Below are 24,895 nucleotides of genomic sequence, written 5' to 3'. Positions count from 1 at the left end.
TTTCCTCCTGTTGTTTCACTATTTTCAACCATTTACTTTATCTTCATAACATACGTGGAAAATTATTAGAGCAGTTTCTCCATTACATTAATATAAATGGATTGACATCGACTGAAATTTGCAGTCCATTAGTATGTATTTCCTGCTGGTATTGATCAAGCATTTTCTTCAGTGCTTGATTAAGCCCAGGCTCCCGTTTGTATTTTATCAAACATTGGTAGCGATATCTATTATTGATCCGAGGAATTGGCGAAGCAACTGGCCCTAAGCAAATCGCTTCATTTGATAATTTGGATCGAATATAAGTTGTTACTTTCTCTGTAACTGATACCACTTTCATTAACTCCTCATGACTAACTGTTACGAGAGCGATGTAATAAAATGGAGGGTACTTGTGAATTTTCCGCAGCATCATTTCTTGTTCATAGAAACGATCATAATCCTGTTCAGCAGCGAGTTCGATACTATAATGCTCAGGAGTATATGTTTGAATAACAACTTCACCTTCCTTTTCATGCCTCCCAGCTCGTCCACTCACCTGTGTTAAGAGCTGAAATGTTTTCTCTGATGAACGAAAATCTGGAAGATGAAGCATCGTATCTGCCGATAACACTCCAACTAATGTGATATTTGGAAAATCAAGTCCTTTCGCAATCATTTGTGTTCCGAGAAGAATATCTGCATGTCCCTCTTGAAATTGATCAAGCAGCTTTTCATGTGAACCTTTTCTACTTGTCGTATCCACATCCATTCGAATGATTCTAGCTTCAGGTAAAACTTTCACAAGCTCTTCTTCTACTTTTTGAGTCCCCGTACCAAAATAACGGATATGCTCACTCGAACATTCAGGACATTGCCTTGGCACTTGCTCTTCATGGCCACAATAATGGCATTTCATTTGCTGATTGGCTCGATGATAGGTTAAGGAAATATCGCAATTTGGACAATTGACGACATATCCACAGTCTCTACACATCACAAAGGAAGAATGCCCCCTTTTATTTAAAAACAAGACGATTTGTTCCCTTTTCTCTAGTCGATCCTTCACTTTTTCCAATAGTAAACGAGAAAACATCGATCGATTGCCATCACGCAATTCTTCCCTCATATCAATAATATCAACACTAGGAAGGGCTTGATTATTCATTCGAGACGGCAACGAAAGGAGCGCATATACACCCTTTTGTGCACGAGCAAATGATTCAAGTGAAGGAGTGGCACTACCGAGTATAACCGGACATTGATGGTTCATCGCTCGTTCAATTGCAACATCCCGTGCATGATAGCGGGGATTCTCTTCTTGCTTATAGCTTGTCTCATGCTCTTCATCAATAATAATAATTCCTAGATTTTCAAATGGAGCAAAGATCGCTGAGCGTGCACCGACAACGACCTTCACTTCTTTTCTTTGAATCTTGCGCCATTCATCATATTTTTCTCCTGCTGAGAGTCCGCTATGGAGAACGGCTACTTGATTACCAAATCTCCCTTTAAAACGTTTGACCATTTGTGGTGTCAATGATATTTCTGGAACAAGAACGATTGCCTCCTTCTTCGATTGAAGCACTCTCTGAATCGATTGAAGATAGACTTCTGTCTTGCCACTCCCTGTCACACCATATAACAGAAACGTTTGATGCCTGTTCTCTTCAACAGAAGCAAGGATAGGTGTGATTGCTTGTAGCTGATTTTCTGTAAGTGGAAGGGGCTCTGTCCGGGCAAACTGTCGATCCTCAAATGGATCACGATAAACTTCCAATTCTTTTTCTGCCAAAAGCCCTTTTTGAATCAGTCCCTTCACTGTAGAAGAGGAAATATGAAGCTCGCTTAATAGCTTCCGTAATTCAATTGGGGAATCGGTGTGAAGGATAAAGTCAATCACATCTCTTTGTTTTGCAGCCTGCACTGGAAGCTGTTCTTTTGCTACTATAAGTTCCTCTTTCGTTAAGGAAGAAAAAACATGCTTAAGCTTTTTCTTTTTCACACGTTCTTTAACCTCATAAATAATTTCAACTGTATTTTTAGCTGCCTCTTTTTGCAAAAGGGATAATACCCCTTGTTCTACTGCTTCTTCCCAAGTAATGATGTCTTTTTTTCCAAACACATGTATAAGTTCTTCAGAAAGTGCTTGAATATCACCAGTTATTCTGATTTTTTTTTCGTATTTTGCTTTTAAAGCAGCTGGGAGCATCACTTGATAGGCAGAAATTTTATAGCATAGCGATTCTTCAGTTAGCCAATCACCTAAGGCAAGTAGCTCATCATTAATAATTGGTGTTAAGTCCATCGGTTCGATGATTTCTTTTAATTTACCAAAATCAGAATTAGATTTTATTTCAATAACAAAACCTTGAATTTTTCTCGGGCCAAATGGAACAATTACGCGCATCCCTGGAACAATAACCCCATTTAAATGTTCAGGTATCGAGTAATCAAATGGCCGATCTGTTTGTTTCGCAGGTACATCAACAATTACACTTGCAACAGTCATCTATTTTCATTCCTTAATAAATTTGAAGCTTCTTCTAAAATTTTAACTGCTACTGCCTTCTTCGACATGAGTGGCAGTTCAATGAACGCTCCATCCTTTTTAAAGAGGGTTACGATATTTGTATCTGTCCCGAAGCCGGCGCCGTCTGCTTTCACATTATTCGCTACAATCATATCTGCATTTTTCTTCTCAAGCTTTTTCTGTGCATATTCCACTAGATGATCCGTTTCAGCAGCAAATCCGATAAGAATTTGTCTATTCTTTAATTTACCTAGTTCAAGAAGAATATCCTTTGTTCGCTCAAGCTCTAGACTTTGTTCGCCTGGCTGTTTTTTCACTTTATGATCAAAGCTTATTTTCGGGCGATAATCTGCAACAGCAGCAGTTTTAATGACAATATCAGCACTTTCATATTCATCCATGACTGCTTGATACATTTCTTCAGCGCTTTCTACTTGAATGAGTGTAACGCCGGAAGGAACATCTATTGAAACAGGTCCAGATATAAGAATAACCTCTGCACCTGTATTGACTGCTTCCTCAGCGATCGCATAACCCATTTTTCCTGACGAATGATTGGTAATATATCTGACAGGGTCTATTTTTTCTCTAGTTGGCCCAGCTGTAATCACAATTTTTTTACCCGTAAACTGAGGATGCCCAGACTTAAAAAAATGACGAATATGATCAATTATTTTCTCTGGTTCCTCTAATCTTCCTTTACCGACGTATCCACAAGCAAGATACCCTTCCCCTGGTTCAATAAATTGATAGCCAAATTGATGCAATGTATCAATATTTTTCTGAACAGCAGGATGACTATACATATGTACATTCATTGCAGGTGCAATCCATACAGGTGCCGTGGCTGCTAATAGGGTCGTTGTAATCATATTATCAGCAATTCCATTTGCTAACTTTCCAATCACATTTGCAGTTGCTGGTGCAACGATAATTAAATCAGCCCAATCTGCTAAATCTATATGTGCGATCACCTTTGAATCCTTTTCATCAAACGTATCTGTGTATACATCATTTCTTGACAATGCTTGGAATGTTAAAGGGGTAACAAACTCACAAGCAGACTCACTTAGGATGACCTTCACATTGGCTCCTGCCTGAGTAAGCTTACTTGTTAGGGCCGCTGCTTTATATACTGCAATCCCACCTGTTACACATAATAGAATTTTTTTACCGTATAGCATGATATAACCCCCATCATCTTTACCTTTTCCTATCCTTTATTATGCAAGAAGAATGATATTTTTTCATCCTTTTCCTATCAAGAACAAACAAAAATAACAACCTAATCGGTTGTTATTCAGTCAATTATTCGTAAGCTTCTTTCTTTTGCTGAACACCCAATTGATAATGCAATTGATCGGCATGGATTTCTTCAAGTGCTTTTCCTACATTTTTATGGGAAACGTATTTATCAAGCTGCGGCTTTGCATTTTCCTGCATCATTCTTGCACGTTTAGCTGCAACGGATACAAGGGAATATTTTGAATCAATTTTTGTCATTAATGAGTCAATAGAAGGATATAACATATTTTATTCAACCTCCAACATTTTAATATAGCGTGGTTCTACACGTTCTCTGCGACAATGTTCTGCAACAACAATCGCTTTAATTCTTTCACAAGCACGTTGAATTTGATCATTTTCAACTACATAATCATATAAATTCATCATTTCTATTTCATCTTTTGCAACAGACATCCGGTTATTGATGACATCCTCTGTTTCAGTTCCTCTTGTTACAATCCGATTTTTCAACTCGGACAAACTTGGTGGAACGAGGAATATAAATAATCCATCAGGGAATTTTTCTCGAACTTGACGTGCCCCTTGAACTTCAATCTCAAGAAATACATCTTTCCCTTGATCAAGCGTTTCTTTCACATAATCAACTGGAGTGCCATAATAATTGCCAACAAATTTAGCATATTCAAGCAGTTTATCTTGCTCGATTAACTTCTCAAATTCATCATGTGTCTTAAAAAAATAGTCGACCCCATCCACTTCCCCTTCTCTTGGGGATCTCGTCGTCATCGAAATCGAATATTCAAATGACGTGTCCTGCTGTGAAAAAATCTCTTTTCTAACTGTACCTTTTCCAACACCAGAAGGGCCAGATAAAACAATTAATAAGCCTTTTTCTTGCATTAAAATATTCCTACCCTTCATCGATAATTTCATCACGATCATTTATACGGTGACCGACCGTTTCCGGCTGAACTGCAGAAAGAATGACATGATCACTATCCATCACAATAACCGCTCTTGTTCTTCTGCCATATGTTGCGTCAATTAATGACCCACGATCACGGGCATCCTGGATAATTCTCTTAATTGGTGCTGATTCCGGACTAACGATTGAGATAATGCGGTTGGCTGAAACAATATTGCCAAAACCGATGTTTATTAATTTTATCGACATAAATGTCCTCCAAGCATCAGTTATATATTTTGACCCCGTGTGACTTATTCTAAACAAGTACTACTCTATATTTTGCACTTGTTCCTTCATTTTCTCAAGGCTGCTCTTCATTTCTACTACCTCTGCGGCAATGGAGCTGTCATTTGCCTTTGCACCAATCGTATTCACTTCTCTATTCATCTCTTGGATTAGGAAATCTAATTTTCTGCCTACACGTTCATTTTCCTGTAGAGTGTTTGCAAATTGATTGATATGACTTAAGAGTCTTGTTAGCTCCTCGTTAATATCTGCCTTATCTGCAAAGATAGCCACTTCAGTCAATATTCTTGTTTCATCTAGCTGACCATCTAAATACAAGTTCATCCGTTTCTTTAATCGTTCTTTGTATTGTTGAACAACTTGAGGGGCAAATTCCTTTAATTTGCCTACCCTAACTGATAGATGATTAAGATGATCGATTAAATCCTTTTCAAGTTCAGCACCTTCCAATTTCCGCATTTGCTGTAACTTTAGACATGCCTCTTCAATGGCAGAAAGAAGGACCATTTCAATTTCCTCATTCTCCGTCTCTTTCTCTTCAATTGAAATGAATTCATCTCGCAGCACATCTTGGATAGTCATACTCTGATCGATCTTATATTTTGCTTTTATTTTTGTGATATTTTGATAGTAATCATCTAATAAGGACCAATCTACATGAACTTCACGATTGAATGCCCTGTCTCCTTCTACCGTCACAAAAACCTCTACTCGACCTCTATAAATATACTCACCAAGCTTCTTCTTCATTCTATCTTCTAAATAGAGCAGCTGCCTCGGCATTTTTATTTGATACTCAGAAAATCGATGATTGACTGCTTTCATTTCAACCGAAACAGTAAGTTGATCGATACTCTTTTTACTTCTACCAAAACCAGTCATGCTAACTATCATATGTAACACATCCTATCATTAAAGGAATGTTATAAATTATGTAATTGCTATGAATAATTAGTTCGTATTTTATCATAAAAGAAGAAAATTGTATGCAAAATCTGAACTAGCAAGAAAAATAAAGGCTGTTTTCGCAAATATTGTTGCTATTTAACACATAGTTGGTAAAGGTTGATTTCCGCTCCAGGTCGCTCCCTTTCCGCGGGGTAGTCCGCTTGAGCCTCCTCATCGCTTACGCTCTTGCGGGGTCTCAGCTGTCCCACGCATCCCGCAGGACATTGAATTGGCTTCTTAGATTTCACACCGCACGAAGGAAATGCGAATGCATTTTCGAGGATCTCGCACCTTCCGCTCCAATCAACTGACCTAGTTGGTAAACCATTCATTCTAACAATTGATTTAAAAACAACAATCTATTAGAAAAGAAACCAAATAAAAGATAGGTCCCATCCTAAACACAGAAAAAGTAGCAGAGCGCACTCTACTACTTACAATAATGATTATAACATAAACTACTTTCTTTTTGTTAGTAAAAATGATCCTGCAAGTAAAAAAGTTGGAACAGCTGAAAGACCAGCAATCATGAACCAGTCATTCAATTCAATTGGAAGAGTGTGGAAGATCGGCTGTAATGGCGGATAATATATCACGACAAACAATAACAGCAACGATGAAATGACTGCCCATACTAAATATTTATTCCCAAAAGGATTTCTTGCCAAGATCGACTTTTCACTTCGGCAATCAAATACATGGATTAGCTGAGCAACAACAAGTGTTGCAAAAGCGATTGTTTGAGCGTAAGGCAAATTATCTGGGTGTGCATTGTAAGCAAAGATAAATGCGATTAAGGTGACAATTCCAATTAAAAAGCCTCTTGAAACAACTTTCCAGCCAAGCCCTCTAGCAAATACACCTTCTCTGGGGTTCCTTGGCTTCCGTTTCATCACATCACCCTCTGGCTTATCTAAGCCTAATGCCATTGCTGGAAGTCCGTCTGTCACAAGATTTACCCACAGAATTTGAATGGGAACTAAGGGCAGTGGGAGAGCTAGTAACATCGCAAATAACATGACAAGAATTTCCCCAACATTTGAGGCTAATAAATACCTGATGAATTTACGAATATTTTCATAAATATTTCTGCCTTCTTTAATTGCGGCTTTGATTGTTGCAAAATTATCATCTAGCAATACGAGTGCAGAAGCTTCTTTCGCTACATCCGTGCCTGTAATTCCCATTGCCACACCGATATCTGCTGCTTTTATTGCTGGCGCATCATTAACGCCATCACCTGTCATTGCAACAATATGCCCTTTATTTTGTAAAGCTTTTACAATTTTCAATTTATGCTCGGGTGAAACACGGGCAAACACAGCTACTTCATCAACAACCTCTTCAAGCTCATCTACATCCATATTAGAGAGTGCCTTTCCATCAAGCACCTTCGAATGATTTGTCAAAATGCCAAGTTGTTTAGCAATGGCCTTTGCCGTGATCACGTGATCGCCAGTAATCATTACCGTTTTAATTCCTGCTTCTTTACACTCTTTGACCGCATCCTTTACTTCTGGACGAGGTGGATCAATCATGCCTTGAAGCCCGATAAAGGTTAGCCCCTTTTCTGCCTCTTTTTCATCCATGATAATCGTATTTGAGGGGATTTCCTTAAGACCAATAGCAATTGTTCTTAATGCTTGGGAAGCTAGGTCTTCAATTGCTTTTTGGATTTGACCTGCCACTTCTCGATTGAAAAATTTTCGTTTTCCATCCCAGAGTGCTGTTTCACATATACCTGCAAGTACATCTGGTGCACCTTTTGTAATAATAAACTGTTTCCCATTTTGATCTTTCACAATGATACTCATCATTTTTCTAGCAGAATCAAATGGAAATTCTTTAATAATTTTGAACTGACTTAATAATGCATCCCTGCTAAAACCTGCTTTCATTCCAGCTACTAGTAAAGCTCCCTCTGTAGGATCCCCGTCAATCACAAATTCATTTTCTTTTTGTTTAATTTCTGCATGATTACACAGCATTCCGAACATAAGCATCTGTTGAAGTGCTTTATCTTCCTTCGGTTCTACTTGATTGTCATTTCGATAAAAACACCCTTGAGGTTCATATCCAACACCATCTACATTCCACTGTTTCCCTCCGCTCCATAGATGGGTAACCGTCATTTTGTTTTGTGTCATCGTACCCGTTTTATCTGAACAAATAACAGATGCACAGCCTAATGTTTCCACAGCAGGCAGTTTACGGACAATCGCTTTGTTCTTAATCATCCGCTGGACACCTAATGATAAGGCAACTGTGACGATTGCTGGCAAGCCTTCAGGAATGGCGGCTACCGCTAAGGAAACACCTGCTAAGAACATCGTATACAGATCATGTCCTTGGACAACTCCAGCAAAAACTACAAGGGCAGTAAGGATTAATGCAACAGTAATAAGGATTTTTCCAAGCTGTTCCAGTCTCCGCTGCAACGGCGTAATCATCGTTTCCGCATTTTGCAATAAATCGGCAATTTGTCCCATCGCCGTTTTCATCCCTGTAGCAACAACAATGCCCATGCCACTTCCACGAGTAACTAATGTGCTCATAAAAGCCATATTTTCCATATCGCCAATGCCTATATTTGCCTTTTTGATTGCACCAGTAATTTTTGAGACAGGCAATGATTCTCCAGTTAAGGCTGATTCCTCCAATTCAAGACTGTATGATTGGATAATTCTAACATCTGCTCCAACTCGATCCCCACTTGCAAATTTGAGTATGTCACCGACAACTACATCTTTAGATGCAATTTTCATCCATTCTCCATCTCTATATACATTTACTTGTGGAGCAGAAAGCTCTTTCAATGCTTGCAGTGATCTCTCAGCCTTTCTTTCCTGAAAAAAACCTAGCAATCCATTGATTAGAACAATTGCAATAATCGCAACTGCATCAATATATTCACCAAGCAATCCTGAAATTAGTGTTGCTGCTAATAAAACAAGGACCATAAAATCCTTAAATTGACTGAAAAATAATAGTAAGGCTGACTGCTTCTCCCCTTCTTCTAATTCATTCTTGCCATATTGATTTCTCCGTTTTTTTACGTCGGCTTCAGTTAAGCCCGTTTTTGCATTTGTATTTAGTGCCTGCTCAACCTCGGTTTCATTCATTTCATGGAATTTCATTCAGAATCACTTCCTCCTCCAAGCCATACTTATCATCTAAAGAAAGCATATTCAGCCTTGTCCGAAAAAATGCTATTATGTATAGATAAACAATAGCTTATATAGAAGAGGATGTTCTAAATGTCGTTTGACGGATTATTTACAAGAGCTATAACGGAAGAACTCACCGAGCAACTAAAGGGTGGAAGAATCAGCAAAATTCAACAGCCTTATAAAAATGAAATGATTATAGTCATTAGAGCAAACGGAAAAAATCATAAGCTGCTCCTGTCAGCTCACCCTAGCTATGCAAGAGTACAGCTTACAAATGAAGTACATGATAACCCATCAGAGCCGCCAATGTTTTGTATGTTATTACGAAAGCATCTTGAAGGATATTTTCTTGAGGAAATTCGCCAAGTTGGCTTGGATCGAATCATTATTTTCGAAGTAAAAGGCAGGAACGAAATTGGCGACACTTCGTACAAGCAGCTAATTGTTGAAATAATGGGCCGACACAGCAATATTACATTAGTTGATAAAACAAGGAATATGATTTTGGATAGTATTAAGCATGTTTCCTTCGCTGTTAATAGCCATCGAGCAATTTTACCTGGACAGGAATATGTGTTGCCTCCACAGCAGGATAAAATGAACCCGTTTGAAGCAAGTGAAGAGGATGTTTTGAGGCAAATTGATTTTAACAGCGGAAAGCTGGATAAGCAGCTTGTTGCTGCATTTGCTGGTATTTCACCATTATTTGCAAAAGAAATCCTTTTCCATTCCGGATTGGCTAATCGGACATCCGTTCCGAAAACGTTCTTGCAGTATATGCAGTTATTAAAGGATCATCAAATACAGCCTGCAATTACAAATAGCGGGCAAAAGGAAAGCTTTTATCTTTTACCATTGGAGCATTTGCAAGATGAGTCCAAAAAGTTCGAATCACTTAGCGAAATGCTTGATCGCTATTATTTTGGCAAAGCTGAACGGGATCGCGTGAAGCAGCATTCGAATGATTTAGAACGATTTATTATGAATGAAAAAGAAAAGAACAAGAAGAAAATAGAAAAGCTCCAAGTCACATTACTGGATGCTGAAAAAGCCGACAAGCATCAGTTGTTCGGCGAACTCATTACGGCCAATATTTATGCGATTAGCAGAGGGATGAAAACCATTGAGGTCATCAATTATTACGATGAAAATGGTGCAACTGTTACCATCCCGTTAGACCCGCAGAAAAATCCATCTGACAATGCTCAGAAATATTTTACGAAATATCAAAAAGCAAAAAATGCGGTCAACATCGTAAGAGAACAAATCGACTTAGCGAAGGCAGAACTTGCTTACTTCGAATCCTTGCACCAGCAGGTTGAAACGGCTTCACCAAAGGATATTGAAGAAATACGCGAGGAACTGATTGAAGGCGGCTACTTAAGAGACAGACAAAAAAGAAAAAACAAAAAAGCCCAAAACACAAAGCCTGTGCTTGACCGCTACATCGCATCAGACGGGACAGAAATCTTTGTTGGGAAAAACAATAAACAAAATGACTACTTAACAAATAAGTTTGCCGCAAGAGACGAGATCTGGCTTCATACAAAGGATATTCCCGGCTCACATGTTGTCATTCGCAGCAAGGAACCTGCGGAAGCCACGATATTAGAAGCAGCAAATCTAGCAGCATATTTCAGTAAAGCACGCAACTCGAGCTCTGTACCTGTTGACTACACGCTTGTGAGACACGTAAAAAAACCAAGCGGTGCAAAGCCTGGTTTTGTCATTTATGAAAATCAGCAGACTGTGTACGTGACGCCTGATGAGGAGACCGTTCTTGCTCTTAGGCAGAGCTAAATTTCAGTTTTCAATTAAAAAGGCAAGCTTTCCGCTTGTCTTTTTAATATAACTAACGTCTCAGTAATACTAATATAGATTATTACCCTCTTCAAAATATACAAATTTTGACGAGGGTAAATGATTTTGGAACTGTAAAAATATCAATATAAAAGCCTTTGAAGAATTAACTATGAGGCAATAATGAAGGTTCATCGGAGTATTTGATTGCTATTTAACTCAATTGTTTTTTGATATTACCAATTTCTCTTTCATTTCTTGCCGTTTTCTCCCAAATAAAGTCCTGGTCATTTTCTAGTGCTTTAAAGCGCTTCATTATTTCTTGATGGCGTTCTTCACTTTTTATCTCTATTGTTTGCAGGCGTTGATTCATATTTTGCACTTCTTGTCTCAATCCTTGCTGGTCTTGTTTCATTTCTTGCTGTTCTTGCTTCATTCCTTGTAGCTCTTGTTTCATTTCTTGTTGTTCTTGCTTCATTCCTTGTTGTTCTTGTTTCACCCCTTGTAGCTCTTGTTTCACCCCTTGTAGCTCCTGTTTCATTTCTTGTTGTTCTTGCTTCATTCCTTGTTGTTCTTGTTTTACCCCTTGTAACTCCTGTTTCATTTCTTGTAAGTCAGAGTGAATTGTTCCTACCATTTTAATTAATTGAGCAAGCATATTTTCTGTTTTTTCACTGTTCATTCATCCCTCACCTCCCTATCAATCATATTATATCTTAAGCACAACTATTTATAAATGACATTTTATTTTCGTAAATAATACTGCTGGTAAAAATCTACTAAGTATAAATTCGTGGTACAAGGGTGCAGAACCTTTGACCACGAACTTATGCATAAGCTTATTTGGCCCGGGACACCGTACCTGTCCCTCTGTCCCACTCTACCGGATTCTTCCGCCATTCCGCTAGTTTCTTCATATCCTCTTCTTGTACATATCCTTTTTCCTTTGCAGTTTCTGAAAGGGTTTCAAAATCTGTTAATGTGTAAGCTAAAATATTCGCATCTTCTAGCAATTGTTTTCCTTTTTCTAATTGGTATGTAAAGATTGCAACAACGCCTAGGACTTCGCATCCTGCTTGACGCAGTGCTTCAACTGCAGTTATGACACTTCCTCCTGTTGAGATTAAATCTTCAACAACTACTACTTTTTGACCAGTTTCTGTTTTTCCTTCAATCTGATTGCCTTGACCGTGTCCCTTTGGCTTTGAACGTACATAACACATCGGCAGGTCCATTAGATCACTAACCCATGCGGCATGAGGGATTCCAGCTGTTGCTGTCCCTGCGATTAATTCCGCATCAGGAAACTGTGACAGAATCGTTTCCTTTAAACCGTTAGCAATTTCCTTACGAACGGCTGGGTAAGAAAGTGTTAACCGATTATCGCAGTAAATTGGCGATTTCATGCCAGACGACCATGTAAATGGATTGTTCGGCTGTAAGGCAACTGCTTTGATTTCTAATAGACGTTCGGCGATTTGTTGTTTCATTGGTGAACACCCTCCCAAGATCTTTTAATTTCAATGTATTTTTCCAGTGGGTTTTCTGATTTTGTAATCGGGCGGCCGACCACAATGGCAGAAACACCTTCCGATTTTGCAAATTCAGGTGTAGCCACTCGTTTCTGATCCTGAACATGATCTGTTTTTAAACGAATTCCAGGTGTAACCGTTAAAAAGGATTCGCCCATTAAATGGTGAATTTGCTTTGATTCAAACGGGGAGCAAACGACCCCATCAAGACCAGCAGTCTTCGCCAAGGCGGCATAATGTAGGACTGACTCCTCTAACGGGACATGAATCAGCTGTTCCTCTTGCATTTGCTCTTCAGAGGTACTCGTTAACTGTGTAACTGCAATGCAGAAAGGTCGCCCCTGTCCTGCTACTGTTCCAGCCTCTAATCCTTCCAGCGCAGCTTCCATCATTTCTTTTCCGCCTGCCGCATGTACATTTACAAGATCACAGCCAAGACGTGCGAGCCCCTTCATAGCTCCTTTTACCGTATTCGGGATGTCATGAAGCTTTAAATCTAGGAAAATATCATGCCCTTTTTCTTTTAGGTCATAAATGATACTAGGACCTTCCTGATAGAAAAGCTCCATACCAACTTTTATAAAAAGCTTTTCATCATTAAATTGCTTTAAAAACTGAAACACTTCCTGTTTTCCTGCAAAATCAAGCGCGATGATGAGCGATTTTTCCATGCTTGTTCCAGCTCCTTCCCGTACATTCAGAAATATGATCAAAGCCTAGGCTTTTCACTAGTTCAGGCAGTTCCTCAATAATCGTCGGACAGACGAATGGGTCAACAAAGTTTGCTGTTCCAACAGCAACTGCACTTGCCCCAGCATAATAATATTCAATGACATCCTCCGCTGATTGAACACCGCCCATCCCGATAATCGGTAAGGACACATGCTGACTCACCTCATGAATCATGCGAATCGCAACAGGTTTAATTGCTGGCCCCGAAAGTCCGCCTGTTTTATTCGCTAAAATTGGATTCCCCGTTTTCAAATCGATTCTCATTCCAACGAGCGTGTTGATCATTGTTAAACCATCGGCTCCGCCATCTTCCACTGCTTTTGCCATTTCAACTATATTTGTCACATTAGGTGAAAGTTTGACGTAAACAGGGACACTAGACACTTCCTTAACTTTTTTCGTTAAGTCCTTTGCCACTTCTGGAATCGTTCCAAAGGTAATTCCCCCTGTTTTAACATTCGGGCAGGAAATATTTAATTCTAGTGCATGAACATTCGGAGCTTTGGATATTTCTTTCGCTACTGCAATATAATCTTCTTCTTGAGAGCCTGCTACATTTGCGATGATCGGTACATTGAATTGATCAAGCCATGGAAGCTCTTCATTCATTACTTTTTCAAGTCCCGGGTTTTGCAGTCCGATCGCATTAAGCATTCCTGCTGACGTTTCCGCTACACGAGGGGTCGGATTTCCAAAACGAGGCTCTAATGTTGTTGCTTTAATCATAATCGCCCCGAGACCGCTTAAATCAAAGAGCTCAGCGTATTCGCGGCCAAATCCGAAGCAACCGGAAGCTGGCATGATCGGATTTTTCAATTCTAATCCTGGTAAGCTTATTTGTAATGATTTCATAGAACGACCTCCCCAGCTTTAAATACAGGTCCATCACTGCAAACCTTTTTATATGTATAGCCAGTTGGATCGTCTCCAGTGTGGCATACACAGGCAAAACAAGCACCGATCCCACAGCCCATCCGTTCTTCAAGTGAAAGAAAGACCTTCTTTTCTCGATAATTATTTTCAAGCGCCTTAAGCATTGGTGTTGGACCACATATATACAGCACATCAAATTCAAGCTTTCGATCTTCGATGATGTTTGTAACAAATCCTTTCGTGCCGTAGCTGCCATCGACTGTGGCTACATATGTTTCACCCAGCTGTGAGAAGGCTTCATCATAAAAAACAACATTTTCTGATTGAAACCCTAGAACATGGATGACATGAACTCCTTGCTTAACGAGCTGTTTTGACAATTCGTATAATGGCGGAACACCAATTCCACCTCCAACAAGAAGGGCTGTTTCTCCAGCACTCGCCTCTTCAATTGGAAAGCCATGACCTAAAGGTCCAAGAACATCTACGAAATCTCCTGGCTTTTTCTCAGAAAGTAATGCAGTCCCTCTGCCTTCTGCCCGGTAAATCATTGTAAATTGGTTCTTATCCTTATTGATGTAAGAAATACTAATGGGTCTTCTGAGAAGTGGTTCAAATTGGTCTGTAATCTTCAAGTGAACAAATTGACCAGGTTCACCCATTTCGCGGACAAGCTCACCTTGAAGGGTGAGCTCGTAAATTTGTTCGGCAATTTTTCTTTGTGAAACGATTTTGCATAATTCTTTTTTTATCATACAAGAACCGCCTCCTGTACCTCAGCCGTTTTTCCCATTGGATCGGCTGAGAAATTCATTGATTCAATAACTTTTAAGATTGCATCTGCAGTATCAAGTGAAGTCAGACAAGGCACACCGTTCTCAACAGCCTCACGACGAATGCGGAAGCCGTCTCGTTCTGGCTGTTTTCCTTTTGTTAATGTATTGATGACGATTTGCGCTTTGCCATTTCTGATCACATCAAGTAAGTTAGGACCGTCTGAGCCGATCTTATCAACGACATCGACTGAAACGCCTGCTGCTTGCAGCAATTGCGCTGTTCCACTCGTCGCCATTAAACGATACCCAATCGAAGCAAAGCGTTTGGCTAGCTGAAGTGATTCTTCCTTGTCTTTATCAGCAACTGTCATCAATACCGAACCGAACGGATGAATCTTCATTCCTGAGGCAACTAATCCTTTATATAGAGCCTTTTCAAGGGTAGTATCTTTCCCCATGACTTCACCTGTCGATTTCATTTCTGGTCCTAAAGTAATGTCAACTCTTCTTAATTTAGCAAAAGAGAACACTGGTACTTTTACATACACACCGGATTTTTCTGGCACTAAGCCAGCTTGATAGCCTTGCTGTGTAATTGACTGACCTAAAATCACCTTTGTTGCAATTTTTGCCATTGGTACATTCGTAATTTTGCTTAAAAATGGTACGGTACGGCTTGATCTTGGATTAACTTCAATTACAAACACTTCTTCATTTGCAACAATATACTGGATGTTTAATAAGCCAATGATGCCAAGTCCTTTGGCAAGCTTTTCTGTATAATCAACAAGTTTCGCTTTTACCTCAGCTGAAATGCTCTGTGGCGGATAGACCGCAATCGAATCGCCAGAGTGAACTCCAGCCCGTTCGATATGCTCCATAATTCCAGGAATTAGAACCGTTTCACCATCTGAGATCGCATCCACTTCAATTTCTTTTCCTGTTAAATAACGGTCAATTAGCACCGGATGCTCAGGATTAATCTTCACTGCATTTTTCATATAGTGCAGAAGCTCTTCTTCTTTATAAACAATCTCCATTGCCCGGCCGCCGAGAACATAAGATGGACGAACAAGAACCGGGTAGCCAATTCCATTTGCGATTGTGACAGCCTCTTCTACTGAGAGTGCTGTTTTTCCTTTTGGCTGAGGAATTTGAAGCTCAGATAACGCCTGTTCGAATTTATCTCGATCCTCCGCTCGATCCAGGTCCTCAAGGGAAGTCCCCAGAATCTTTACGCCTCTTTCTACTAGACTAGCAGCTAGATTAATAGCTGTTTGTCCGCCAAACTGAACAACAACTCCTTCAGGCTTTTCTAGGTCAATAATGTGCATCACATCTTCAATCGTTAATGGCTCAAAGTAAAGCTTGTCAGAAATACTGAAATCTGTTGAAACCGTTTCTGGGTTGTTATTAATGATAATAGCTTCATAGCCTGCTTCTTTAATCGCCCATACTGAGTGAACAGTCGCATAGTCAAACTCAACCCCTTGCCCAATGCGGATTGGACCCGAGCCAAGTACAACAACACTCTTGCGCTCTGTAACGATGGATTCATTTTCATCCTCGTATGTGCCATAGTAATACGGTGTTTCTGATTCGAATTCGGCCGCACAAGTATCTACCATTTTATAGACAGGTACAATCTCGTTTTCAACTCGCCAATTATAGACAGCTAATTCATTCGTTTCCCAAGCATTCGCGATCGTTATATCTGCAAAGCCCATTTCCTTTGCTTTCCTGCCAATTTCTATATCAAATCGCTTAGCAGCAAGATCTTTTTCAAAAGAAACGATTTTCTCCATTTTATGAAGGAAGAATAGGTCAATCTGGCTCCATTCATGAATGGTTTCGATTGTTACGCCTCTTCTAAGTGCTTCACCGATGTAAAATAATCGCTCATCACCAGCTTTGCGAATTCTTTTTTCTAGTAATTCATTATCGATCGTATCTGCATCATTCAGAGAAAGATGATACACATTCGCTTCAAGTGAACGAACAGCCTTCAATAACGATTCCTCTAGTGTGCGGCCGATCGCCATTACCTCGCCAGTAGCTTTCATTTGTGTTCCTAGTGAACGGTTCGCCGACTCAAATTTATCAAATGGCCAGCGCGGAATTTTTGTCACGATATAATCAAGTGCAGGCTCAAAGCTTGCATAGGTTTTCCCAGTAACTGGATTCATCATCTCATCTAATGTTAAGCCGACAGCTATTTTTGCCGCAAGCTTGGCAATTGGATACCCCGTTGCTTTTGATGCTAAAGCAGATGAACGGCTCACCCGTGGATTGACTTCAATAATATAGTAGTTGAAGCTGTATGGATCGAGTGCAAGCTGAACATTACAGCCTCCTTCAATCCCTAAAGCGCGAATAATTTTCAGTGAGACATTCCTAAGCAGTTGATACTCTCGGTCGCTCAGTGTTTGGCTCGGGGCAACGACAATCGAATCACCAGTATGGATGCCGACAGGATCAATATTTTCCATGTTACAAACGACGATTGCATTATCACCTGAATCTCTCATAACCTCGTATTCTATTTCCTTAAACCCAGCAATACTTTTTTCTAACAAACATTGGGTTACTGGGCTATTTTTCAAACCACTCGTTACAATTTCAATTAGCTCATCTTCATCGTGGCAAATACCGCCGCCAGTACCACCAAGTGTGAATGCTGGACGAACGATAACAGGATAACCAATTTGATTAACGAACTGATACGCTTCCTCTAACGTATGGATGATTTCACTTTCAGGCACAGGCTCACCAAGCTCATTCATCAAGTTTCTGAACAGGTCGCGATCCTCCGCTTGTTCAATAGCTGAAAGCTTTGTTCCTAAAATTTCAACGCCACACTCATCCAGTACACCTGACTTCGCAAGCTCGACAGCAAGATTCAAACCTGTTTGCCCGCCAAGTGTTGGAACTAACGCATCTGGACGCTCTTTGCGAATAATTTGGCTGACAAATTCCAATGTAAGCGGCTCGATATAAACAGCATCAGCGATTTCTGTGTCTGTCATGATTGTCGCTGGGTTGGAATTGACAAGGATGACTCGGTATCCCTCTTCCTTCAAGGCGATACACGCTTGTGTTCCAGCATAATCAAACTCTGCTGCCTGACCGATGACGATTGGTCCTGATCCAATAACTAGTATGCTTTTTATATCTGTACGCTTTGTCATTTGCTCGCACCTTCCTGTATCTCAGATTCGATCATTGTTAAAAATTGTTCAAATAATCCATTTGCATCTTCAGGTCCAGGGGAAGCTTCTGGGTGATATTGGACAGTAAATGCTGGATAGTCCTTATGCTTCAAACCTTCAACCGTTCCATCGTTTAAAGCAATATGAGTAACTTCAAGTCTCGTATTTATAATTGATTGCTCTTCAACCGTGTAGCCATGATTTTGTGAAGTGATTGCAACCTTTCCTGTCGATAATTCTTTCACAGGATGGTTCGACCCACGATGGCCGAATTTCATTTTCTCCGTATTCGCCCCACACGCAAGCGCAAACAGCTGATGGCCAAGACAGATGCCGAACAATGGCACTTTACCTAATAGCTCATTAATCATCGTTATCGCTTCTGGCACATCTTTCGGATCTCCAGGACCATTTGAGAGCATCACACCATCAGGACTTAAATTGAGAATTTCTGCTGCAGTCGTATTGTAAGGAACAACGATCACATCACAATCACGTTTATTTAACTCGCGTAAAATCCCATGCTTCATCCCGAAATCGACTAGAACAACCCTTCTTCCACGCCCTGGGCTCGGGTAAGGTGTTTTTGTAGAAACTTGCTTCACTTGATCATTTCGAAGCTTGGATGCTCTTAATTTTTCTACTATCGTATCTACATCTTCTTCAATCCCGCAAATCGCTCCCTTTAGCGCGCCATGCTGACGAATTATTCGAGTTAATTTACGTGTATCAATGCCAGCAATCCCAGGAATATTTTTAATTTGAAAATACTCATGAAGCGTTTTTTCATTTCTCCAGTTGGATGGAAAATCAGCTGCTTCCTTTACAATAAAGCCTTGAATCGCAGGAGAAATCGATTCGAAGTCATCTCTGTTAATACCATAATTTCCGACAAGCGGATACGTAAGCGTCACAATTTGCCCGCAATAAGAGGGGTCGGAAATGATTTCCTGATACCCAGTCATCCCTGTATTAAAAACGACTTCTCCAATTGTATTTGCCTCACTTCCGAAACCTTCTCCAATAAAAACGGTGCCGTCCTCTAGAATTAGCTGCTTCTTCATGTTGTCACACTCCCTTTATTCCATGCTATTTTTCCATTCACCATCGTTAATACAGGCCAGCCTTTACATTCCCAGCCAGCGAATGGCGTGTTCTTTCCTTTTGAAAGGAATTGTTCTGGGTTTATTTCTTCTGTATGATTCAAGTCTAGCAGGACGATATCTGCTACTGCTCCAACCTCAAGCTTGCCTGATGCTAGTTTAAAAGCTTCTGCAGGTTTTACTGTTAAAAAGTCGATTAATTGCTTTAATGTAAAGTTTCCTTTTTCAACAAAATGTGTGTATAGCAGCGGGAAGGCTGTTTCTAAGCCAACGATTCCAAATGGTGCAAGCTGCATGCCTTCAGCTTTCTCTTCGGCAGTATGTGGTGCATGATCAGTTGCGATAAAATCGATCGTTCCGTCGAGAATCCCTTCAATTAATGCTGCTCGATCTGCTGCACCTCTAAGTGGTGGATTCATCTTATAATTTGTATCAAGTCCTGGAATATCTTCCTCACATAGGAGAAGATGATGTGGTGTTACTTCAGCTGTGACTTTGATGCCGGCGCGCTTTGCATCCCTAACAACTCTTACAGATTCCTTTGTACTAATATGGCATACATGATAATGACAATCAGCTGCTTCCGCTAAGAGTACATCCCTTGCGATATGGACAGATTCACATACAGAGGGAATCCCGTTTAATCCGTTCTTTTTGGAGAAAGTTCCTTCATGAACTGAGCCTTTGTTAATAAGTGTATTTTCTTCACAATGGGCAACGATCGGCATATCGATTTCTGCTGCTCTCTTCATCGCTTCAAGCATCATCGCTGCTGATTGCACGCCGACACCATCATCCGTAAAGGCAAAGGCACCCGCTTCCTTCAGCTCTTGGAAATTTGTTAACTCCACACCAAGCTCCCGAACCGTGATCGATGCGTATGGAAGTACTTTTACTTTAGCTGTTTCTTCAATTCTTTGATTTAACCAAGTCAATTGCTCTTTCGAGTCAGGTACAGGTCTTGTATTTGGCATTGCCGCAACAGTTGTAAATCCGCCTTTAGCCGCTGCTGCTGTTCCTGTGGCAATTGTCTCTTTCTTCTCACCGCCAGGTTCCCGTAAATGAATGTGCAGGTCAAGAAATCCTGGTGCAATTAATAGACCTTTTGCATCGATTACTTCTTCTGCCTCTCTATCAATCTCTTTACTTATCTCGGTAATTTTCCCTGTTTCTATGTAAATATCTGCTCTCTTTAATTCCCCTTCATTAGTTAGCAATTGACCATTTTTTATTAGTGTTGTCATTTTGACCGCTCCCTTCAATTAATCTTTTCAGTACTGCCATTCTGATGTATACACCATTTTGCATTTGCTTAAAGATTCTTGAACGTTCACATTCGACTAAGCTATCCGCAATTTCAACATCTCGGTTTACTGGAGCCGGGTGCATGATAATGCTTCCAGCCTTCATTCTTCTTTCTCTTTCTTCCGTTAAACCAAATGCTTTATGATAGTCAGCTGCAGCTGTATTTCCTTTTTCCTCATGACGCTCATGTTGAATTCTTAGCAGCATGATGACATCTGACGTTTCCACTGCTGTGTCAATGTTTTCATAAGTTCCATTTTCAAGGATTTCTTCATCAAACCATTCCTCTGGTCCGGAAAAAACGACCGTTGCCCCAAGACGTGCTAGTGTATCGGCATTCGATCTTGCTACACGACTATGTCTGATATCACCGATAATGGCGATTTTCAATCCTTCAAAACTTCCGAATTCCTGTTTAATCGTCAGAAGATCTAGCAGCGATTGTGTTGGATGATGACCACAGCCGTCACCAGCGTTAATAACAGACACATCCGCTTTGCCAACAAGTTCATCGAAATAGCGATCCTGATTATGGCGAATGACGACTGCATTTACACCAATTGCTTCCAATGTTTTCACCGTGTCATATAAGGTTTCACCCTTTGAGACACTTGATGTGCTTACTTCAAAAGGAATAATGTCTAAGCCGAGCCTTCTCTCCGCCACCTCAAAACTGCATTTCGTCCGTGTACTATTTTCAAAAAACAGATTAGCTACAAATACTTTTCTATCCGGTATCCACTTCCCGCCATCTAAGAAGTATTGGGCATCTGAAAGGATCTTATTTATTTCATTAATCGATAGATCTGTTGTCGTTAACAGGTTTTCCATCCATCTTCCACTCCTTTATTTTTTCTAAAGAAAAACACCCTGACCAATTTTGTCAGGGTGTTTACGAGTTGAAGAGCAGATTTGGCTAAAGAAGGGTATAAATATCCCCCACTGCCAAATGTTGCAGTCAACACCCTTGAAAGCCTCTCTGGACTTTATTAAAAGGTCTATTTATGCAATATTCTTTTTCTTCATTTCTTCTTCTTCGTCATCTGCTACAGCTTCTCTTCCAGGTAAAATTACATTTAGAAGTACACCGATGATTGCCGCAAGCGCCATTCCCTCAATTGCAAAGGATTCCGAGAACTTAAATGCTGCCCCGCCAATTCCGATCACAAGGATGACAGATGATATAACTAAGTTTCTATTTTTACTAAAATCAATTTTATTTTCTACAAGCATTCGTAATCCGCTTGATGCGATGATACCGAACAGCAGGATTGAAATTCCGCCTAGTACCGCAGTCGGAATGGTTTGAATGAGTGCCATGACCTTCCCAAGGAATGAGAAGATGATCGCAAACACAGCTGCTCCTAGTATTACGTAAACTGAATATACGCGTGTAATGGCTAGTACTCCAATGTTTTCCCCGTAAGTTGTTTTTGGTGGTCCACCAAAGAAAGCACTGACAAATGTTCCTAAGCCGTCTGCAACAATCGAACGATGTAAGCCTGGATCTTTAAGATAATTGCGATTCACTACTTTTCCTAATACTAATTGATGACCAATATGCTCTGAGATGGTTACTAACACGATTGGTACCATTGCGAGTATGATTGTTGATGTGATAGTAAAATCATAATGTATCCCCGGGAAAAGGAATTCTGGCATTTCAAACAGGTCCGCTTCCTTTACTGCTGTGAAATCGACAATACCTACGATAGCTGAGTATATATAACCGATGATTAAGCCTAGTAAAATTGGCATTGCACTTAAGATATTTTTAAAATAGACTGTAAAGATAATCGCAGCGAATAATGTGACAAGTGCAGCTGTAAAGTGTAAGAAGTTATATTCACCATTCACATTCATTGCCATATCTACTGCTGTTCCCGATAAAGCTAAGCCGATTACCATAATAACTGGGGCGACAACAATCGGTGGCAAGAGGCGCATTAACCATTTGTAACCAGCTTTCCATATGATTAATGAAACGAGCCCGTAAGTGATACCTACTGCCATAGCACCAATCATTGCATTTCCTGGATTATCCCCGCCGTTAGAAGCAATTAATATTGGGGCGATAAAGGCAAAGGAAGAGCCTAAGTATGCTGGCACTTTAAATTGGGTAATGATTAAAAAGAGAATCGTTGCAATCCCACTTGTTAATAGGGCGATTGCTGGGCTTAGTCCAACTAGTTTCGGTACTAAGATCGTTGCACCAAACATGGCAAACATATGCTGTAAGCTTAATGTGATGAGCTGCGTTTTACTTGGGACATCATTAACATCTAATACTGGTCTATTCATTTCTCATTCTCCTCCGATTCCTTTTTTAGTCTCACTGGACTATCTTTAAAAGGGGGCAAAACCTAGTTCTCATAAATACTAACTTGATCAGCCTCGTCAACTTCCTTCAATTCAACCACAATTTTTTCTGAGCTGGATGTAGGAATATTCTTGCCAACAAAATCTGCTCGAACTGGCAGTTCACGGTGACCCCTGTCAACTAGGACAGCAAGCTGGATCGAGGATGGTCTGCCAATATCCATCAGCGCATCAAGTGCAGCTCTAACCGTTCTTCCTGTGTAGAGTACATCATCGACTAAAATGACTTTTTGCTCATTAATATCTTTCTGGATATCTGAACCCTTGACTAAAGGCTCCTGATTGGCTGTCTTTTTCGTTAAATCATCTCGGTATAAAGTAATGTCCAATTCCCCAACGGCTACTTTTGTTCCCTCAATTTGTTCGATCCGTTCGGCAAGTCGATTGGCAAGGTAAATTCCTCTTGTTCGAATTCCGACGATTACACAGCCTTCAATCCCTTTATTTTTTTCAATGATTTCATGGGCAATCCTTGTCAATGCTCTTCTAATCGCTTGTTCATCAAGGACTACTGCTTTTTTCGTCATCATCTATCACCTCAAATTTATATAAAAAACCCTCTCACCGATACGGCGAGAGGGTAAACGAGCAGCTTTCTAAATAAGGGCATACTTCACCCCTATTTATATCCGTTTCCTTCTCAGCCTCACGGGACTGTATTTAAAGGACTCTATTCAACTAAATTTAGTTTAGTGGAATAGCATTTACATGTCAATGATTATTTTTCATCTTTTCAAGTAACTGTTGAAAATCAGTAGGTAATGGCGCTTCAAACTCCATATACTCACCAGATCTTGGATGCACAAAACCAAGAATGCCTGCATGTAATGCCTGACCATTCATTTGTATTGTTTTCTTCGGTCCATATTTCGGATCACCAGCAAGAGGGTAACCAATATATTTCATATGCACACGGATTTGATGAGTTCTTCCAGTCTCTAATTGACATTCAACAAATGTAAAATTCTCAAAACGTTCAAGCACATGAAAGTGAGTAACTGCGTGTTTCCCATTATCTGTAACAGCCATACTTTGTCTTTCTTTTTGATCACGAGCAATCGGTGCATCAACCGTGCCATAATCATGCGGAATCACACCATGGACAACGGCCTTATACTTCCTTGTAACAGTCTTCTCTACTAACTGATTAACGAGGCTTTCATGGGCAAGATCATTCTTTGCTACCATTAAGAGCCCTGAAGTATCCTTATCAATACGATGAACAATCCCTGGTCTCATTACCCCATTAATACCTGAAAGGTCTTTGCAATGAGCCATTAGCCCATTTACTAATGTACCTGTTAAATGTCCAGGTGCAGGATGGACAACCATCCCTTTTGGTTTATTCACAACCAGCACATCTTGATCTTCATAGTAAATATCTAAATCCATTTCTTCAGGAACAACATCCAATTCCTCAGGTTCTGGGATTGAAATCTCAATTTTATCATTAGGATTACATTTATAATTCGTTTTTATTTTTTTCTCATTCACAAGGACATTTCCATCTTTAATCCATTGCTGAACTTGAGTTCTTGACCATTCCTTATTAACTGTCGAAAGAACCTTATCGATTCTTTCCCCTCTTTGATCTTCAAGAATGGTGTGTTCCATTTTCTCCATGCGATTTCTCCTTTTTTAATGCTCTTTCTTCTAATAACATTTGTATCATAAGCATCGCTACCCCGACGACTAATGCAGAATCAGCAATATTAAACACAGGGAAGTCGTAGCTGAAAATATAGGTGTTTACAAAATCAACGACTTCTTTCCGTAATACCCGATCAATAAAGTTCCCAATTGCTCCTCCAAGCATTAACCCTAATGAAATGCCAAGAAGCATCTTCCCTTTAGCAGCCTTTTGAATATAATAGACAATTCCAATAATGACAATGACTGTGATAATATAAAAGAACCACATTTGTCCTTGTAATATTCCCCAGGCTGCTCCTCTATTACGATGGGATGTAATATAAAGAAAGTTTTCAATTACTTCGATACTCTCACCAAGTTCCATTTTCTTTACAATCAAAAATTTTGTTAATTGATCAAGTGCAATTACAAATAAGGCAATTATGTAATAAAACACAAAGGA

The 24,895-nt window shown here is 39.9% G+C and carries 21 protein-coding genes; 1 reads left to right on the top strand and 20 read right to left on the bottom strand.

The genetic code is table 11. The annotated features are described in order from the left end of the window. Window positions 1–82: 82 nt before the first annotated feature. From priA to J2Z40_RS03060, 7 genes are all read right to left on the bottom strand, one after another. Window positions 83–2,491 carry a primosomal protein N' gene (gene priA, locus J2Z40_RS03090; RefSeq protein ID WP_066393487.1) on the bottom strand — a complete coding sequence of 803 codons (2,409 nt, stop codon included), beginning with the start codon at window positions 2,489–2,491 and terminating at the stop codon, window positions 83–85. Continuing rightward, entirely contained in the window at window positions 2,488–3,696 is a 1,209-nt protein-coding gene (coaBC, locus tag J2Z40_RS03085) for a bifunctional phosphopantothenoylcysteine decarboxylase/phosphopantothenate--cysteine ligase CoaBC (protein WP_066393484.1), read from the bottom strand. The genes priA and coaBC overlap by 4 nt, the downstream gene beginning before the upstream one ends. A 124-nt stretch (window positions 3,697–3,820) precedes the next feature. Continuing rightward, the gene (rpoZ, locus tag J2Z40_RS03080; protein WP_066393482.1) at window positions 3,821–4,042 is read right to left on the bottom strand and encodes a DNA-directed RNA polymerase subunit omega; all 222 of its coding nucleotides are present in this window, start codon (window positions 4,040–4,042) and stop codon (window positions 3,821–3,823) included. 3 nt (window positions 4,043–4,045) lie between these two features. Next, entirely contained in the window at window positions 4,046–4,660 is a 615-nt protein-coding gene (gene gmk / locus J2Z40_RS03075; protein WP_066393479.1) for a guanylate kinase, read from the bottom strand. A gap of 10 nt (window positions 4,661–4,670) precedes the next feature. Beyond that, window positions 4,671–4,934, bottom strand: a complete 264-nt coding sequence (gene remA / locus J2Z40_RS03070; protein ID WP_066393477.1) for an extracellular matrix/biofilm regulator RemA — start codon at window positions 4,932–4,934, stop codon at window positions 4,671–4,673. A 60-nt stretch (window positions 4,935–4,994) separates the two neighbouring features. Next, the gene (locus J2Z40_RS03065; RefSeq protein ID WP_066393474.1) at window positions 4,995–5,867 is read right to left on the bottom strand and encodes a YicC/YloC family endoribonuclease; all 873 of its coding nucleotides are present in this window, start codon (window positions 5,865–5,867) and stop codon (window positions 4,995–4,997) included. Window positions 5,868–6,379: 512 nt separating this feature from the next. Further along, a complete protein-coding gene (locus tag J2Z40_RS03060; protein ID WP_066393472.1) occupies window positions 6,380–9,058 on the bottom strand; it encodes a cation-translocating P-type ATPase in 2,679 nt (892 codons plus the stop codon). A 120-nt stretch (window positions 9,059–9,178) separates the two neighbouring features. Between J2Z40_RS03060 and J2Z40_RS03055 the strand changes: the two genes are divergently transcribed. Further along, on the top strand, window positions 9,179–10,891 hold the full coding sequence (locus tag J2Z40_RS03055; protein WP_066393470.1) for an Rqc2 family fibronectin-binding protein: 1,713 nt from the start codon (window positions 9,179–9,181) through the stop codon (window positions 10,889–10,891). A gap of 214 nt (window positions 10,892–11,105) precedes the next feature. Here the strand turns inward: J2Z40_RS03055 and J2Z40_RS03050 are convergent, their stop codons facing one another. From J2Z40_RS03050 to lspA, 13 genes are all read right to left on the bottom strand, one after another. After that, window positions 11,106–11,573 carry a hypothetical protein gene (locus J2Z40_RS03050; protein ID WP_066393468.1) on the bottom strand — a complete coding sequence of 156 codons (468 nt, stop codon included), beginning with the start codon at window positions 11,571–11,573 and terminating at the stop codon, window positions 11,106–11,108. Window positions 11,574–11,730: 157 nt separating this feature from the next. Next, window positions 11,731–12,381: an orotate phosphoribosyltransferase gene (gene pyrE, locus J2Z40_RS03045; RefSeq protein WP_066393465.1), complete on the bottom strand. Its 651-nt coding sequence runs from the start codon at window positions 12,379–12,381 to the stop codon at window positions 11,731–11,733. Further along, a complete protein-coding gene (gene pyrF / locus J2Z40_RS03040) occupies window positions 12,378–13,094 on the bottom strand; it encodes an orotidine-5'-phosphate decarboxylase (protein WP_066393462.1) in 717 nt (238 codons plus the stop codon). The genes pyrE and pyrF overlap by 4 nt, the downstream gene beginning before the upstream one ends. Continuing rightward, the gene (locus J2Z40_RS03035; RefSeq protein ID WP_066393459.1) at window positions 13,066–14,007 is read right to left on the bottom strand and encodes a dihydroorotate dehydrogenase; all 942 of its coding nucleotides are present in this window, start codon (window positions 14,005–14,007) and stop codon (window positions 13,066–13,068) included. Before J2Z40_RS03035 ends, pyrF begins: the two co-directional genes overlap by 29 nt. After that, on the bottom strand, window positions 14,004–14,783 hold the full coding sequence (locus J2Z40_RS03030; RefSeq protein WP_066393456.1) for a dihydroorotate dehydrogenase electron transfer subunit: 780 nt from the start codon (window positions 14,781–14,783) through the stop codon (window positions 14,004–14,006). The genes J2Z40_RS03035 and J2Z40_RS03030 overlap by 4 nt, the downstream gene beginning before the upstream one ends. Beyond that, window positions 14,780–17,992 carry a carbamoyl-phosphate synthase large subunit gene (gene carB / locus J2Z40_RS03025; RefSeq protein WP_066393449.1) on the bottom strand — a complete coding sequence of 1,071 codons (3,213 nt, stop codon included), beginning with the start codon at window positions 17,990–17,992 and terminating at the stop codon, window positions 14,780–14,782. The genes J2Z40_RS03030 and carB overlap by 4 nt, the downstream gene beginning before the upstream one ends. Further along, a complete protein-coding gene (locus tag J2Z40_RS03020; RefSeq protein WP_066393446.1) occupies window positions 17,989–19,077 on the bottom strand; it encodes a carbamoyl phosphate synthase small subunit in 1,089 nt (362 codons plus the stop codon). Before J2Z40_RS03020 ends, carB begins: the two co-directional genes overlap by 4 nt. Beyond that, complete coding sequence (locus tag J2Z40_RS03015; RefSeq protein ID WP_066393438.1) at window positions 19,074–20,360, bottom strand: dihydroorotase; 1,287 nt, start codon at window positions 20,358–20,360, stop codon at window positions 19,074–19,076. Before J2Z40_RS03015 ends, J2Z40_RS03020 begins: the two co-directional genes overlap by 4 nt. Further along, window positions 20,323–21,252 carry an aspartate carbamoyltransferase catalytic subunit gene (locus tag J2Z40_RS03010; RefSeq protein ID WP_066393435.1) on the bottom strand — a complete coding sequence of 310 codons (930 nt, stop codon included), beginning with the start codon at window positions 21,250–21,252 and terminating at the stop codon, window positions 20,323–20,325. Before J2Z40_RS03010 ends, J2Z40_RS03015 begins: the two co-directional genes overlap by 38 nt. 171 nt (window positions 21,253–21,423) lie before the next feature. After that, window positions 21,424–22,722: a solute carrier family 23 protein gene (locus J2Z40_RS03005; RefSeq protein ID WP_066393432.1), complete on the bottom strand. Its 1,299-nt coding sequence runs from the start codon at window positions 22,720–22,722 to the stop codon at window positions 21,424–21,426. Between the two features lie 62 nt (window positions 22,723–22,784). Next, window positions 22,785–23,327, bottom strand: coding sequence for a bifunctional pyr operon transcriptional regulator/uracil phosphoribosyltransferase PyrR (pyrR, locus tag J2Z40_RS03000; protein WP_066393431.1), 543 nt, complete (start codon window positions 23,325–23,327; stop codon window positions 22,785–22,787). 184 nt (window positions 23,328–23,511) lie between these two features. Then, window positions 23,512–24,423 (bottom strand): RluA family pseudouridine synthase, encoded by a 912-nt coding sequence (locus J2Z40_RS02995; protein WP_066393430.1) that lies wholly within the window; start codon window positions 24,421–24,423, stop codon window positions 23,512–23,514. Beyond that, on the bottom strand, window positions 24,395–24,889 hold the full coding sequence (gene lspA, locus J2Z40_RS02990) for a signal peptidase II (RefSeq protein ID WP_066393429.1): 495 nt from the start codon (window positions 24,887–24,889) through the stop codon (window positions 24,395–24,397). Before lspA ends, J2Z40_RS02995 begins: the two co-directional genes overlap by 29 nt. Between the last annotated feature and the right edge of the window lie 6 nt (window positions 24,890–24,895).

Origin of the sequence: Cytobacillus eiseniae, from assembly GCF_017874625.1 — a bacterium.
GTDB lineage: Bacteria > Bacillota > Bacilli > Bacillales > Cytobacillaceae > Cytobacillus > Cytobacillus eiseniae.
Note: the sequence above shows the minus strand (reverse complement) of the source record. Positions and strands in the feature narration are given on the sequence as shown.

Excerpts from the sequence above, each read along its gene's own strand:
- priA (WP_066393487.1), bottom strand. The coding sequence starts at position 2,491 with ATGACTGTTGCAAGTGTAATTGTTGATGTACCTGCGAAACAAACAGAT.
- gmk (WP_066393479.1), bottom strand. The coding sequence starts at position 4,660 with ATGCAAGAAAAAGGCTTATTAATTGTTTTATCTGGCCCTTCTGGTGTT.
- J2Z40_RS02995 (WP_066393430.1), bottom strand. The coding sequence starts at position 24,423 with ATGGAGAAAATGGAACACACCATTCTTGAAGATCAAAGAGGGGAAAGA.
- coaBC (WP_066393484.1), bottom strand. The coding sequence starts at position 3,696 with ATGCTATACGGTAAAAAAATTCTATTATGTGTAACAGGTGGGATTGCA.
- J2Z40_RS03065 (WP_066393474.1), bottom strand. The coding sequence starts at position 5,867 with ATGATAGTTAGCATGACTGGTTTTGGTAGAAGTAAAAAGAGTATCGAT.
- J2Z40_RS03055 (WP_066393470.1), top strand. The coding sequence starts at position 9,179 with ATGTCGTTTGACGGATTATTTACAAGAGCTATAACGGAAGAACTCACC.
- pyrR (WP_066393431.1), bottom strand. The coding sequence starts at position 23,327 with ATGACGAAAAAAGCAGTAGTCCTTGATGAACAAGCGATTAGAAGAGCA.
- pyrE (WP_066393465.1), bottom strand. The coding sequence starts at position 12,381 with ATGAAACAACAAATCGCCGAACGTCTATTAGAAATCAAAGCAGTTGCC.
- rpoZ (WP_066393482.1), bottom strand. The coding sequence starts at position 4,042 with ATGTTATATCCTTCTATTGACTCATTAATGACAAAAATTGATTCAAAA.
- carB (WP_066393449.1), bottom strand. The coding sequence starts at position 17,992 with ATGACAAAGCGTACAGATATAAAAAGCATACTAGTTATTGGATCAGGA.
- J2Z40_RS03050 (WP_066393468.1), bottom strand. The coding sequence starts at position 11,573 with ATGAACAGTGAAAAAACAGAAAATATGCTTGCTCAATTAATTAAAATG.
- pyrF (WP_066393462.1), bottom strand. The coding sequence starts at position 13,094 with ATGGAAAAATCGCTCATCATCGCGCTTGATTTTGCAGGAAAACAGGAA.
- J2Z40_RS03010 (WP_066393435.1), bottom strand. The coding sequence starts at position 21,252 with ATGGAAAACCTGTTAACGACAACAGATCTATCGATTAATGAAATAAAT.
- J2Z40_RS03035 (WP_066393459.1), bottom strand. The coding sequence starts at position 14,007 with ATGAAATCATTACAAATAAGCTTACCAGGATTAGAATTGAAAAATCCG.
- J2Z40_RS03030 (WP_066393456.1), bottom strand. The coding sequence starts at position 14,783 with ATGATAAAAAAAGAATTATGCAAAATCGTTTCACAAAGAAAAATTGCC.
- J2Z40_RS03005 (WP_066393432.1), bottom strand. The coding sequence starts at position 22,722 with ATGAATAGACCAGTATTAGATGTTAATGATGTCCCAAGTAAAACGCAG.
- J2Z40_RS03060 (WP_066393472.1), bottom strand. The coding sequence starts at position 9,058 with ATGAAATTCCATGAAATGAATGAAACCGAGGTTGAGCAGGCACTAAAT.
- J2Z40_RS03015 (WP_066393438.1), bottom strand. The coding sequence starts at position 20,360 with ATGACAACACTAATAAAAAATGGTCAATTGCTAACTAATGAAGGGGAA.
- J2Z40_RS03020 (WP_066393446.1), bottom strand. The coding sequence starts at position 19,077 with ATGAAGAAGCAGCTAATTCTAGAGGACGGCACCGTTTTTATTGGAGAA.
- remA (WP_066393477.1), bottom strand. The coding sequence starts at position 4,934 with ATGTCGATAAAATTAATAAACATCGGTTTTGGCAATATTGTTTCAGCC.